The 13,585-nt window shown below is 46.5% G+C and carries 11 protein-coding genes; all 11 read left to right on the top strand.

The genetic code is table 11. The features are described 5' to 3' along the window. Positions 1-570, top strand: a complete 570-nt coding sequence (locus AC1RR2_RS10785; RefSeq protein ID WP_493222259.1) for a YqiA/YcfP family alpha/beta fold hydrolase — start codon at positions 1-3, stop codon at positions 568-570. Further along, a complete protein-coding gene (locus AC1RR2_RS10780) occupies positions 509-1,144 on the top strand; it encodes a chorismate--pyruvate lyase family protein (protein WP_493222258.1) in 636 nt (211 codons plus the stop codon). Before AC1RR2_RS10785 ends, AC1RR2_RS10780 begins: the two co-directional genes overlap by 62 nt. Before the next feature lie 69 nt (positions 1,145-1,213). After that, entirely contained in the window at positions 1,214-3,292 is a 2,079-nt protein-coding gene (locus AC1RR2_RS10775) for a ribonuclease catalytic domain-containing protein (protein ID WP_493222257.1), read from the top strand. Between the two features lie 34 nt (positions 3,293-3,326). Continuing rightward, positions 3,327-4,223, top strand: coding sequence for an energy transducer TonB family protein (locus tag AC1RR2_RS10770; protein WP_493222256.1), 897 nt, complete (start codon positions 3,327-3,329; stop codon positions 4,221-4,223). Then, complete coding sequence (aroE, locus tag AC1RR2_RS10765) at positions 4,220-5,152, top strand: shikimate dehydrogenase (protein WP_493222255.1); 933 nt, start codon at positions 4,220-4,222, stop codon at positions 5,150-5,152. The genes AC1RR2_RS10770 and aroE overlap by 4 nt, the downstream gene beginning before the upstream one ends. Further along, complete coding sequence (gene mtgA / locus AC1RR2_RS10760) at positions 5,149-5,838, top strand: monofunctional biosynthetic peptidoglycan transglycosylase (RefSeq protein ID WP_493222254.1); 690 nt, start codon at positions 5,149-5,151, stop codon at positions 5,836-5,838. Before aroE ends, mtgA begins: the two co-directional genes overlap by 4 nt. A gap of 17 nt (positions 5,839-5,855) precedes the next feature. Then, on the top strand, positions 5,856-6,830 hold the full coding sequence (corA, locus tag AC1RR2_RS10755; protein WP_314861351.1) for a magnesium/cobalt transporter CorA: 975 nt from the start codon (positions 5,856-5,858) through the stop codon (positions 6,828-6,830). 235 nt (positions 6,831-7,065) lie between these two features. Further along, on the top strand, positions 7,066-9,345 hold the full coding sequence (locus AC1RR2_RS10750) for a type I secretion system permease/ATPase (RefSeq protein ID WP_493222253.1): 2,280 nt from the start codon (positions 7,066-7,068) through the stop codon (positions 9,343-9,345). Beyond that, a complete protein-coding gene (locus tag AC1RR2_RS10745; RefSeq protein ID WP_493222252.1) occupies positions 9,342-10,754 on the top strand; it encodes an HlyD family type I secretion periplasmic adaptor subunit in 1,413 nt (470 codons plus the stop codon). The genes AC1RR2_RS10750 and AC1RR2_RS10745 overlap by 4 nt, the downstream gene beginning before the upstream one ends. Before the next feature lie 8 nt (positions 10,755-10,762). Further along, the gene (locus AC1RR2_RS10740) at positions 10,763-11,380 is read left to right on the top strand and encodes a response regulator transcription factor (protein ID WP_493222251.1); all 618 of its coding nucleotides are present in this window, start codon (positions 10,763-10,765) and stop codon (positions 11,378-11,380) included. A gap of 91 nt (positions 11,381-11,471) precedes the next feature. Then, a partial coding sequence (locus AC1RR2_RS10735; protein ID WP_493222250.1) for a retention module-containing protein occupies positions 11,472-13,585 on the top strand: 2,114 nt, incomplete at its 3' end.

Here is a 13,585-nt window from a genome sequence, read left to right as displayed (position 1 = left end):
ATGATTTTGTATTTGCACGGATTTCGTTCCTCGCCAGCCTCATTGAAAGCACGACTGCTAGCCAATTATTTCGCGGCACAGGGACGCGCTGGCGAATTTATTTGTCCGCAATTACCAGCGTCGCCTGCACAGGCTATCGCTTTGGCGCAGAGCCTGATTGATCAAAATGCAGGCGAAAAACTTTGTTTGATTGGTTCTTCCTTAGGTGGTTTCTACGCGACTTATCTTGCAGAGAAAAATAAATGTAGGGCTGTGTTGATTAATCCAGCCGTAACACCGCCACGCGAATTAGAAAAATATGTGGGCGTCACGACGGCTTACCATAGCGATGAAATATTTGAGTTTAAAGCTGGGTATGTAGAAGAGTTGAAGCAATTAGCCGTGTCACAAATTAGCCAGGCAGAGCGCTATTTTCTATTAGCGGCAACAGGTGATGAGGTGCTTGATTGGCGTGAGATGCTTGCGCATTATCGAGGCGCGAAACAGTTCGTAATACAAGGAAGTGATCATGGTATCAGTGAGTTTGCTGATTACCTGGATTTGGTCGTGGCGTTTTGTGATGCAGCGTAAGCGAGTTTCACCATCAGTGGCGAAATGGCATGCACACGTTAATCATGTGCATACATCGTCGTTTATGGCTGATTGGTTGAGCAATCGTGATTCACTGACGGCAAGATTGATTGCACATAGTGAACAATTTCGTGTGCAGCGTTTGTATCAAGGTCGTGGTTTGTGCTTGCCAGATGAGTTTGCCGAGATTCAATTACCCAGAGTGGAACAAGTGGTCGAGCGCGAGGTCTTATTGCGTTGTGATGAAGCGCCTGTGGTTTATGCGCATACCGTTTTGCCTTTGCATGCGAATGCTCAGCAGTGGCCCTTGTTTGCATCTTTAGGTAATCGATCTTTGGGAACGACTTTGTTCAGCGACCCTTTGGTGCGACGTGGCGCTTTAAGTTTTGCCCGTTTGCGCCCGACGCATCCCTTAATGCGCCGTATCGCGGCATTGGCTTTGTTTGAATTGACCGAACCGTATTTATTGGCGCGTCGTTCGGTATTTATGCGGCGTGGCGCGAGCTTATTGGTTACGGAAGTTTTCTTACCTGCGATTCGACACTTACAGGCGAAAAGTGAGAACTCAGAATAGAAGCGTGTTGCCAGCGTAACTAAGAGTAAGGTCAGAAGTAATCGTAGTAATTTTAAAAAGACAGACAGAATGAATTTATTTTTTGAAGAATCAGGTGACTTTAAAGCGGGTACCGTGCTGTCACAGGCTGGTGAGGCTTATCAAGTTGAATTAGTCAGTGGTAAGCGCACTAAAGTGAAGGCGAAAGAGGTGCTTTTGCAATTTACTTCACCGGATGCGGCGACTTTGCTGGAGCAAGCGAAGGCACAGGCAGCTGAGATTGATTTGGAATTTTTGTGGGAAGTGGCTGGGCAAGAGGAATTTGGTTTTGCTGAATTAGGCACCGAGTATTTTGGCCATGCCCCGCAAGCGGCAGAAGCGGCAGGATTAATTTTTGCTTTACATAATGCGCCGTTTTATTTCTACAAAAAAGGTCGAGGACGTTATAAGGCGGCGCCAGAAACTGCGCTCAAGGCTGCACTTGCGGGTATAGAGAAAAAGAAACAGCAAGCCATCGTTCAAGCTGCCTATGTGGAAGAGCTCAAGCAATTGCGTTTACCCGAACAATTTAAAGTACTTGGCCTGCAACTACTATTTAAGCCAGACAAAAATAGTATTGAATATAAGGCCATGGTAGAAGCCTGCTCTGCTTTGCAAATGAATCCAGCACGTCTGATGTTGGCGACGGGTGGCTTGCCAAATGCGAAGCAATTTCATTTATCTAAATTCTTGTTGGAAAATTTTCCTAAGGGTGTGGAATTTCCGGTCACGGACTTACCTGTTTTGCCTGAGAATTTACCAGTTGCCGATGTTCAAGCGTTTTCAATTGATGACGTTACCACGACTGAAATTGATGATGCGTTTTCCATTACTACTATCGACGAGAATACGGTCAAAGTTGGTATCCACATCGCAGCACCTGCATTAGGTATACGGCCGGGCGATGCGCTCGATCAGATTGCGCGCCATCGTATGTCTACCGTGTATATGCCCGGTGACAAAATTACGATGTTACCTGATGCACTGGTTGAAATTTATACCCTGGGCGAAGGTCAGACTCGACCAGCGGTGTCTTTGTATGTCACTTTGAGCACGCAGGACTGGCAGATTCTAGCAACAGAGACCAAGATAGAAGCCGTGCCTATGTCGGCGAATTTACGCCATAACGACTTGGATAGTGTGGTTACTGAAGAGAATTTGGCGAACGATGCGGGTGAGTATCCACATAAAGCCGATCTTGCTTTGCTATGGAAATGGGTGCAGGTTTTAGAGGCTGGGCGCATGGCCAAACGCGAGAGTTTTGGTTTAAAAGCCGAGCAGACTAATCGCGTCGATTTTAATTTTTATGTGGAAGATGATGTGGTCAGCATCGTGCGTCGCAAGCGCGGTGCACCACTCGATAAAATCGTTGCGGAATTGATGATTTTGGCAAACAGCACTTGGGGCAAATTACTGCATGATCACGGCATTCCTGGCATTTATCGTGCGCAAGGTGGTGGTTCAGGTGGTTGGGCAGCGAAGATGCAAGTGCGCATGGTGACGCACGCCGCGCCGCACCAAGGCTTAGGTGTGGATCAATATGCTTGGAGTACATCGCCACTGCGTCGCTACACCGATTTGGTGAATCAATGGCAAATCATAGCTTGCGTGCAAAATGGGGTAACTGCGGCCTTAGTTGCACCATTCAAACCCAAAGACGCTGACTTGTTTGCTATCGTTTCTAGTTTTGATGCGGCGTATGCTGCGTACGCCGACTTCCAGACGAATATGGAGCGCTATTGGTGCCTGCGTTGGTTAGCGCAAGAGGGGCAACGTCAAGTTGATGCCGTGGTACTCAAAGACGAAGTTTTGCGTTTGCTGGAGATCCCATTAATTATTCGCTTGCCTGGCATGCCGCAGGTAGCACGTGGTGCGCAGGTGCGTCTGGAAATTTTGCGTTGGGATGAATTGGATCTGAGTATCGAAGCACGTTTATTGGAAATGCTGACGACAGTGACGGATGAAGATTTAGACGACGCGGTGGAAGACGATAATTTGGCGCCTGACGCAACGACAGAGGAAAGCACCCCTGAATCTGATGTCTTGAATGTGGACGAAATAGGCGTAGAGAATTTGGAGTCAGTTTCTGAAGTGAGCGCTGAAACAGAAAACGAAAACCGTTCGGAATAGCGCAAAGTTGTTCTTGGATTTATTGGATTAATTTGTGAAGACGATACTCGATAATTTGATTTTAAGTGCAGCCATCTTGGTGTCTGTGCTGTTTCACACCGTGGTATTGCTGGTGCACTTCGTTATGCCCAAGTCTGAAGAAACGAATGCAACCGATCCAGGTTTGGAGATCATTTTAGTCAACGCTAAGCACGATAAACGTCCTATGAATGCGCAAGCCTTGGCTCAGGTGAACCTGGATGGTGGAGGTGCGCATGACGAGGGGCGCGCCAAGTCACCTTTGCCGGATATGCGGCGTACCGAAGATGGTGACAACGTACTGGTGGCGCAGCGTAAAGTACAGGAATTGGAAGAGCGCCAGCGCCAATTGATTGATCAGGTGCGAAACGAAACACGCTTTAAATCGCAACGAGTATTAGATAAGAAACATCTAGAAGATAATCAACAACAAGAGAATGGACGTGATCAGATTGATAGTAATAAATCTTTAGCACGTTCAATTGCTGAGATCTCACAAACTATCGAGGATCAAAATAAACGTCCCCGTAAAACTTTTTTATCACCGAGCACGCAAGCGGTCGGACATGCCATTTATTACAAAGCTTTGCAGAAGAAAGTGGAAGATGTAGGTACCCTGAATTTTCCGCAGGTTGATGGAAAAAAATTATATGGCGAGGTCATAATTTATATTCCTATCTTTCAGGATGGGACGATTTATGAAAAAGGTGGGGGCCCTAAAGTCGAGAAAACTTCTGGCAATCCAGCGCTCGATAAAGCGGCTTTAAAAATAGTTCGCAAGGCTGCACCATTTGGCAATTTCCCACCCAATATGCGTTCGAAAGATAAGGACGATATTTGGATAGTCATTACGCGTTTTAAGTTTACTCGCGATCAATTATTAGAGACTGAAATGCGCGGAGGTGCGCAATGAGTAGTACCCTCAAAGTCAACACCGTTAGTGACTCACTGGTGAAACCTGATCGTTATGTGGTGTTCGGTAATCCCATTGAACATAGTAAGTCGCCATTCATTCATGCCATGTTTGCACAGCAAACACAACAGTGTATGGACTATCAAAAATATCTGGCACCGACTAATGGTTTTTCGGAAGCGGTGCTTGGTTTTATCGCCGCTGGTGGTAAAGGTGCAAATGTCACCGTCCCATTTAAACTCGAGGCCTTTGACTTAGCGACAAAACTTAGTGAGCGTGCGGCGGTTGCTGGCGCTGTTAATACTTTAAGTTTTGAGGGGGGAGAAATCCTTGGCGATAATACGGATGGTGCTGGTTTAGTGCGTGATATTGTCCTTAATGCTGCGGTGCCTGTCGCAGGTTCACGAGTGCTGCTAATGGGTGCTGGTGGTGCTGCACGAGGCGCTTTGTTAGCTTTGTTGGCGGAGCAACCCGCATGCTTGGTGATTGCGAACCGGACTTTGAGTAAGGCGCAGGAGTTGGTGAGAATAGCCACTGCTGTGAGTCCAAATAACGTCACCATTGCGGCCTGTACTTGGGAACAGTTAACGGAAGAATTTGATTTGATTGTTAATGCGACTTCAGCGAGCTTATCGAGTGATGTGCCGCCCTTGCCTGTAACGGTGTTCGCAAAACACTGCTTGGCTTATGACATGATGTATGGGAACGAATCGACTAGCTTTATGCGCTTCGCCGAGCAACATGGCGCAAGAACCAGAGATGGTTTAGGCATGTTAATTGAGCAAGCAGCCGAGGCGTTTTTTATTTGGCGTGGTGCCCGTCCAGATACGCAGGCGGTTTTTGCAGAGTTAAATAAGCAACGCGAGTCGCAAGGCAGAGTGCAGGCAGGAGCATTGAATTGCCAAGAAAGTGGGAAAGCGAGTCTATGAAAAAACGTATTTTTTATTGGCTGATCTTGCTGCCTTTGGCGCTCTTCCTTGTTGTGCAGTTGTATTTTTTGATTCATATTTTGTGGTGGACCAAATTTAACCCCTCGTCGACCAGTTTCATGCGCCAGCAAGAAGCTATTCTGTTGGAAAAAAATCCTAAATTTGTGTTGCAACACAAATGGGTTGCTTATGATCGTATATCGAATAATTTGAAACGAGCAGTGATCGCATCTGAAGATGACGGTTTCTCAGAGCATGAAGGTGTGGACTGGGAAGCGATGCAAAAAGCCTTTGAAAAAAATAAGAAAAAAGGCAAAGTGGTTTCTGGCGGTTCCACTATTACGCAGCAGTTAGCAAAGAATTTATTCCTATCCGGCGAACGAAGTTATATTCGTAAGGGGCAAGAGTTAATCATTACCTATATGCTGGAAATCTGTATGGATAAAGAGCGTATTTTTGAAATTTATTTGAATGTGGTTGAGTGGGGCGTAGGTACATTTGGTGCAGAAGCCGCTGCCAGACATTATTACGGTATCAGTGCTGCTGCCTTGTCACCATCTCAGGCCGCGCGTATGGCGGTGATGTTGCCTAAACCACGTTACTATGACAAAAACACGGGATCTGCGTATTTGCAGAAACGGAGTGAGATTATTTTGCGTCGGATGAACTCGTCAGAGTTGCCGTAGCGAGCTAGGAGTTAAGTATGATTAATGTATTTGTATTACACAACGGACGTCTTAGCCAAATTCATATTGAGAGCCGAGAAGACCTTGAAAACACTTTGCCAGTTTGGGTTGATCTAACCGACCCTAATGAAGAGGAGCGTGAGTGGGTTAAAGGAATCTATGGCGTGACCTTGCCCGGTGAAGATGAAGTTAAAGATATCGAAGCCTCGGCTCGTTATTATGAAGCGGATAACGGAGACTTACATTTACGTACTGACTTTTTGATTGATGACGACGATGATGATGAGCCAGCACGGACGGTCACGGTCGCTTTTATTTTGGCACGTGAGATTTTGTTCTCTGTGCATACCGTCGATTTGCCAGTGTTTCGTTTAGTTCGTATGCGTGCCCGTTCGCGTCCCGGATCGATTGCGGATTACAAAGATGTGCTGATGGATTTGTACGCGACGGATGCGGAGTATTCTGCGGATGCACTAGAGGGTATTTATCAAAATTTGGAAGACGTGAGTCGTGCTGTTTTGCAAAAAGACTTTTCAGATCAAGATGCGGCAGTGGCTTTGAACGCGATTGCGCAAGAGGAAGATTTGAATGGTCGTATCCGGCGCAATATGATGGATACACGTCGTGCAGTCAGTTTTCTGATGCGCGGGCGTTTGCTGAATGCTGAGCAGTTCGAGGAAGCACGTCAGATTTTGCGTGATATCGAATCGCTTGACGGACATACTTCATTTTTGTTCGATAAGATCAACTTCTTGATGGATGCGACGGTCGGTTTTATTAATATTAACCAGAATAAAATCATTAAGATTTTCTCTGTAGCATCTGTGGCGTTCTTACCACCAACCTTGATTGCGAGTATTTACGGGATGAACTTTAAAGTCTGGTTCCCGGAATTGGAATGGACGCTAGGTTATCCATTTGCATTGGGTTTGATGCTGGTGTCGGCGATTACACCGTTTTGGTACTTTAAGCGTCGTGGTTGGTTGAAGTGAGTATAAAAAGGCAAAGAAATGCGTGGAATTACCGATAGTTCTTTGCAATAAGAGGTGTAACTTTGTTAATGATTGTCAATAGTGCGATTTGGCAGTAGATTTTCTCTCTAGAAAGTTGTTACTATTGTAAAATTAAAAAATGCGAATGTATTGTAAGTTGTCTCTCGTTGATAATTGTTGTCTTCGATGATGTAGCTTAGCTGACTCTCCTAACGAATTGCGATGGCGAAAAGGCATGACACAACAAGAAAAAAATCCTTCCCAAGATGCTGGTGCTGGCTTGAATGCAGCGCCCAATAAAGTCTTGAATAAAGCCATTGATATCACTGCCACCTCCGCTGCGGCTCAGGTGAGCAATAACATTGGCTTTGGCTCTGGCATACGTGAAGACTTATTGCATCGAGATCCTCTGCTGGATTGTTTGGTGGAGTTAACGCGAATTCATGGGCGCCCAAGTTCCCGCGCTGCTTTGACGGCCGGTTTGCCTTTGTTACCACAAGGATTGACACCTTCCTTATTTGCACGAGCCGCTGCTCATGCCGGTTTTTCCGCAAAAGTCGTACGCCGTGATCTATTGAAGATTGATCAAGCTTTGTTTCCTGTGATTCTACTGCTTAAAAATAACGAAGCATGTCTATTGCAAGGATGGAGTAGTGATGGTGCGACCGCGCAGTTATTGATGCCGGACTCAGGGCAAGGTGCCGTCAATTTAAGGTGCGAAGAATTGGCGGCGCGTTATACCGGCGTCGCCATTTTTTCACGACCCCATTTTCGTTTCGACCGGCGCACGCCGCCTTTGGTTGAGGTGCCTCAACGCCATTGGTTCTGGGGAGCCATCTTAGAGCAAAGTCCTATTTTTAAAGATATTTTGGCGGCCGCCTTACTGATTAATCTGTTCGCCCTGGCGATGCCTCTGTTCACCATGAATGTGTATGACCGCGTGGTGCCTAATTTTGCGGTTCAAACCTTATGGGTGTTTGCTGGCGGTATTACTTTGGTGTTGATTTTGGATTACGGTATCCGCTTATTGCGTGGGCATTTTATTAATCTGGTGAGTAATCGTATCGATTTGAAATTGTCAGCTTTGATCATGGAACGGGTCTTGGGCATGCGTATGTCGCAACGTCCTGCTTCGGTTGGCGCTTTTGCTTCGAATTTACGGTCTTTTGAAACTGTGCGTGATTTTATTGCTTCAGCCACAGTGACCGCGCTGATCGATTTACCTTTCGCGATATTGTTTTTGTTTGCTTTGGTGTGGATATCCTGGCCTATTGTGCTGCTGCCTATTATCGGCATTATCATCGTCGTGATTTATAGCTATATGGTGCAGCACAAGATGCGTGAGTTGTCGGAAACGACTTTTCGTGCCGCTGCTTTGCGCAATTCTACTTTGGTAGAAAGCTTAACTGCATTAGAAACCATCAAAGCCCATGGTGCCGAAAGTCAGATGCAGGCGAAATGGGAAAAGACCACGGCGTTTTTAGCTAAGGTGAATTCTGAATTGAAATTGCTATCTGCTTCCAGCATGAATGGTGCTTCGCTTATTCAGCAATTGGTGAATGTGGCAGTGGTGGTGGCGGGTGTCTATCTGATTCAGGAAAAAATGATGTCTATGGGTGGCTTGATCGCTGCCACGATGTTGGCGGGGCGCGCGATGGCGCCGGTCGCACAGGTAGTTGGTTTGATGTTGCAATTTGAAGGTGCTAAAAATTCTTTGGCTTCTCTTGAAAAAATTATGGCGACACCGACTGAGAGAAGTGATGAAACCGCTTTTGTGCATAGGCCTGAAATTAAAGGCCAAATCGAATTTCGCAATGTTCATTTTAGTTATCCAGAACGTACAGAAGAAGCTTTGCGTGGCATTAGTTTTAAAATCACCCCAGGCGAAAGACTGGTCATTATCGGCAGAATAGGATCTGGTAAGTCGACACTGGAAAAATTGATCTTAGGTCTATATACGCCGACCAAGGGCTCTGTGTTGTTAGATGATGTTGACTTGCGCCAATTAGATCCAGCTGATTTGCGTCGTAATCTCGGTTATGTGGAACAAGACTCAATGTTGTTCTATGGCACGCTCAGAGAAAACATCACGATACGTGCGCCGTATGCGGACGACAGGGCGGTGGTTGCGGCTGCTGAGTTGGCGGGTTTGACTGAGTTTGTGAATAGCCATCCTGAAGGATTTGATATGCTCATTAGCGAGCGCGGCGAATCGATCTCTGGCGGTCAAAGACAAAGTATTGCCATCGCCCGTGCCGCGTTACTAGATCCTCCTGTGTTATTACTTGATGAGCCGACTAGTGCTATGGATTATCCGTCCGAAGCACAATTTAAAGAACGCATCTCACGCTATGGTCAGCATAAAACGATGATTATCGTGACGCATAGACCAAGCCTGATGGATTTGGCTACCCGCATTATTGTGGTCGATAGTGGTGTCATTGTTGCAGATGGGCCGCGCGATAAAATTATGCATGCATTGCAAAACGGTCAAATTGGAAGAGCAAAATTATGAGCTTCTGGCGTCGCTTCGGACTCGCAATTATCGCCACGCTTGAAAAATTGCGTTTGAAATTCATGTTGTCGCCCGGCGGCTGGTTGCAACGCTGGAAGGACAATGTTGCGCTTCCTGAATCTGATTTTATGCATGATGCAGAAACCATCATGATTCAGCAAGAGCCTATACGCGCACGTATTTTGTTGCGCTCCGTGCTGTTCGTGTTAGTTCTATTTATCATTTGGACTGCCTTGGTGCATGTTGATGAAATCACCAAGGGTGAAGCTAAAGTGATTCCTTCACAACAGTTGCAAATTTATCCCAGTCTGGACGGCGGTATCGTCACCGAAATTTTGGTAAAAGAAGGACAGGTTGTAAATGAAGGGCAAATTTTGCTACAAATCGACACCACGCGGTTTGAATCGTCAGTGAATGAAAATCGATCGCTTTATTTGTCGTTGATGGCAAAAGCGGCACGATTGCGGGCGATTGGCGATGGCAAACCATATGTGCCACCGGAAGAGGTGGTGAAAGAAGATCCCAAGACCGCTGAAGAAGAGCAGCGATTGTATGAAACCGCGACCTCGGAGCTTAATGCGCAATTATCGATTGCCCGTCAACAGTACGAACAACGTAGCCAAGAGCAGGCTGAAGCCACAGCGCGGCAAAAACAAGCAGCAAATGCTTATGAGTCGAGTTTGAAAGAATATAACTTTACTAAACCATTATTGAGTACTGGTGCGGTTTCTGAAGTCGAATTATTGCGTCTGGAGCGCGATGTCTCGCGCTTTAAGGGCGAGCGAGATGTTGCTACGGCGCAGATTGCACGTTCTGGTGCAGCAATGTCGGAAGCGATGCGTAAAATTCAGGAAGTGGAATTGGCAGTAAGAAATAATGCAAGCAAAGAACTCTCGGAAACCATGGCTCGCTTGAATTCGCTAATACAAAGCGGTACCGGTCTGGCAGATAAGGTAAAGCAGTCCGCGATTCGATCTCAAGTGCGTGGTACTGTGAAACGATTATTGGTCAATACGGTCGGTGGTGTGGTTCAGCCTGGTCGCGATGTGGTGGAGGTCGTTCCTAGTGATGGGCGCTTGATTTTAGAAGCAAAAGTAGCGCCGAAAGATATCGCTTTCCTAGTGCCTGGACAAAAAGCAGTGGTGAAATTTACCGCGTATGATTTTTCTACTTATGGTGGACTAGATGCGCGTTTGGAGCATATTGGTGCTGACTCTGTGACAGATGAACGCGGCAATACTTTTTACACGGTGCGAGTTTCTACCGATAAATCGACCTTGGCGGGTGGTCAACCGATTATTCCGGGTATGGTTGCTGAGATCGATATCATTACCGGAAAAAAGACCATATTGACTTATTTACTGAAACCTGTCCTGCGTGCCAAACAGGCCGCATTTACCGAGAGATAGGTGAGAAATTGTCCCAAGAGAAAAAATTGATGATGCATTTCTTTTGTTCTGATTCTAAGGAAACACCAGCAGGCTTAGTTCATGCTTTTCCGTATATTCAAACAATGGATAACTTGAGCCATTTGGATACTGGAATTGCGATCGTATGGTTACATTTACGACCAGGCCAGACTGTTGCTCAGCAAATTTTGCAGCTCAAGGCGCAGCTGCCTGAAGTTTTTGTTGTATGCATGAGTGACTTGCCGAATGACCTCGAAGCACTGGCCGTATTTTCTATGATGGCAAAAGCATATTGCAATACGCATGCTGGTGCCGAAGTCCTCTTGAATATTGCCAGTGTCGTGCAACAAGGCGGTGTTTGGATTGGCGAATCGCTTATGCAGAAATTGTTGGGGGTGCCAACTGAACCATCAAAATTGACCGCGGCGATCAATGATTGGGCTGGTGTCTTAACAGGTCGAGAAACTGAAGTCGCAAAGGCAATTGCACATGGTGCAACGAATAAGCAAATTGCAGTGCAAATGGGTATTACCGAGCGTACGGTGAAAGCGCATGTGGGTGCTGTTCTAGATAAGTTGAAGCTTAAAAATCGCTTGCAATTGGCATTATTGGTAAAAGATCGTTAAATAGAGGTTTTATAGTACCTTAGTACAATTGGCTTAAAGAAACCTTGTTGTTACATTCTGGACATTCACTTTTTTCGTCTGGAGATTCGTAATGGCAAATTCTGCAAGTATTATCGGTAAAGTAGTTGCGTTGCAAGGTCAAGCAATTATCAAATCCCCAGACGGTAAGCAACATCAACTCAAAGTTGGTGATGTCGTCTATGAAAAAGATGTAATCATCACTATGCAAGGCGCGCAAGTTGAGCTCGCTTTCGATTCAGGTCATAGCTACACCATCCGCCAAAATGAAACTGTAAGTTTGGACGCTAGTGTCTTTGCACCTGCTCAGGTCGAAGTTGCGAATGCCGCTTTGTTGCCACCTGATCCCTCGGCACAAAATATCGCCAACGCTGTTGTTGGTGAAAACAGCTTGGATAAGTTGTTAGAGGAAACTGCTGCCGGTTTAACGGGTGGTGATATCGGCGAAGGTAATAGTTTTGTCAGAGTCGATCGTATTGCTGAAAACGTGACGCCTTCTGGTGTTGAAATTGATCCTGATCTTTCTTCGAGTTCAACCAGCGCGGACACACAAGCTGGTCCGCCTGCAAATACCGAGGTTTCAGTTGTTTCAGTGTCGTCGCCGAGTGCAACTGAGGGTGGTGTTCAGGACTTCTTAGTTCAATTATCGGGCCCAGGTGCTGAACAAATCACGCTTAATTTAGCTTTAACATCTGGTACCGCTGTAATCGGTGTTGATACTGTATCTCAGTTAGTTTCATTTGATGGCGGTCAAACTTTCGTTGCTTTTAGCAATGGTAGTGTGACTGTTCCAGTTGGTGTCACTAGTGTTTTGTTGCGGGTTAATATTCTTAATGATGGTGTGATCGAGGGAACGGAATCCCTTTCTTTGGCAGCAAGTACTTCGACTAATTCTACCGTAGTGAGCGGCTCTGGCACCATTCTCGACGGCGCGGTGCCGAGCGTAAGCATCATTGGCCAAGCAGAGGTGAATGAGGCATCTGGGACGATTAGTTTTACGGTTGAATTAAGTGAAGCCAGCCCCGCCTCTATTTCTGTGAATTTTAATACCAGCAGTGGTACGGCGGTAGCTGGTACTGATTTTACTGCAACTACGGGTAGCGTGACGTTTGCCCCAGGAGAGACTCGTAAGACTATTACCGTACCTATCACCAACGACACAGTATTTGAAGGTAATGAAACCTTTCAGGTGAGCTTGTCTGGCGCGACTAATGCGACTTTGGGAACGGGAAATGTAGTCACAACCATTCATGATGATGGTACAGGCGTCGGTGGTAGTAATGATGATCGTCCTGTGGTTAGTGGTGTTTCTAGCCCGACCGCAGTAGAGGGTGGTAATTTGGTATTTGCCGTGAGTTTAAGTGGTACGAGTACGACCGCTACGACGGTGAATGTCGCGCTAAATTCGGGGACGGCCACTTTAGGTTCAGATACGGGTGCTCAGGAAGTATCGATCGATGGTGGCGTGACTTGGAGTAGTTTGAGTGGGGCGGTGAGTGTGCCTGCGGGATCGAACGGATTCCTAGTGAGAATTGCGACTCTCGATGATGGTCTGCTCGAAGGATCTGAGACGATTAGTTTATCGGCCGCAACAGCGCAAAATAGTAGCTCTGTGGTTGGTGTAGGAACAATCGCAGATGGTGCAGTGCCGACGATCAGTTTGAGTGGTCCTGGAGAAGTGAACGAAGCTGCGGGGACAGTTACTTATACTGTGAGTTTAAGTACGGCCAGCATTGCTCCAGTGAGTGTGAATTACGGAACTAGCAATGGCACAGCGATAGCTGGCAGTGACTACACTGCAGTTTCAGGCAGTGTCACTTTTGCGCCCGGAGAAACAACAAAGACAATTGTCGTGTCAATTTCGAATGATGCGGTGTTTGAAGCTAATGAAACCTTCCAAGTGAATCTCACTGCGCCAGTAAATGCAAACTTGGCAAACAGCACAGTCGTCACTACCATCTTGAATGATGACCAACCAATAATTACCACAGTAGAGCAGGGCGCCTCAGGTGTTGCCGGTGACAATGTGGTCGAAGGCAATGACTTGGTCTACACCGTCAGCTTAAGCGCTACGACGACCGTCGCTTCCACCTACGCCTATAACTTGGGTGGTGGCACAGCCACAGCGGGTCTTGATTACAACAGCACTGCGACGTTCAGCAATGGTGTGACTTTAGTCGGTGGTAA

The sequence above is a fragment of the Undibacterium sp. GW821-FHT11H02 genome, assembly GCF_058808015.1.
The sequence above is the reverse complement of the archived record's forward strand: the minus strand, read 5'-3'. Positions and strand labels throughout refer to the sequence as shown.

What these genes read in the sequence shown, in the direction of transcription:
- mtgA (WP_493222254.1), top strand. Translation starts at nt 5,149, where the DNA reads ATGAAAAAACGTATTTTTTATTGGCTGATCTTGCTGCCTTTGGCGCTC.
- AC1RR2_RS10750 (WP_493222253.1), top strand. Translation starts at nt 7,066, where the DNA reads ATGACACAACAAGAAAAAAATCCTTCCCAAGATGCTGGTGCTGGCTTG.
- AC1RR2_RS10780 (WP_493222258.1), top strand. Translation starts at nt 509, where the DNA reads ATGGTATCAGTGAGTTTGCTGATTACCTGGATTTGGTCGTGGCGTTTT.
- AC1RR2_RS10745 (WP_493222252.1), top strand. Translation starts at nt 9,342, where the DNA reads ATGAGCTTCTGGCGTCGCTTCGGACTCGCAATTATCGCCACGCTTGAA.
- AC1RR2_RS10775 (WP_493222257.1), top strand. Translation starts at nt 1,214, where the DNA reads ATGAATTTATTTTTTGAAGAATCAGGTGACTTTAAAGCGGGTACCGTG.
- AC1RR2_RS10785 (WP_493222259.1), top strand. Translation starts at nt 1, where the DNA reads ATGATTTTGTATTTGCACGGATTTCGTTCCTCGCCAGCCTCATTGAAA.
- corA (WP_314861351.1), top strand. Translation starts at nt 5,856, where the DNA reads ATGATTAATGTATTTGTATTACACAACGGACGTCTTAGCCAAATTCAT.
- aroE (WP_493222255.1), top strand. Translation starts at nt 4,220, where the DNA reads ATGAGTAGTACCCTCAAAGTCAACACCGTTAGTGACTCACTGGTGAAA.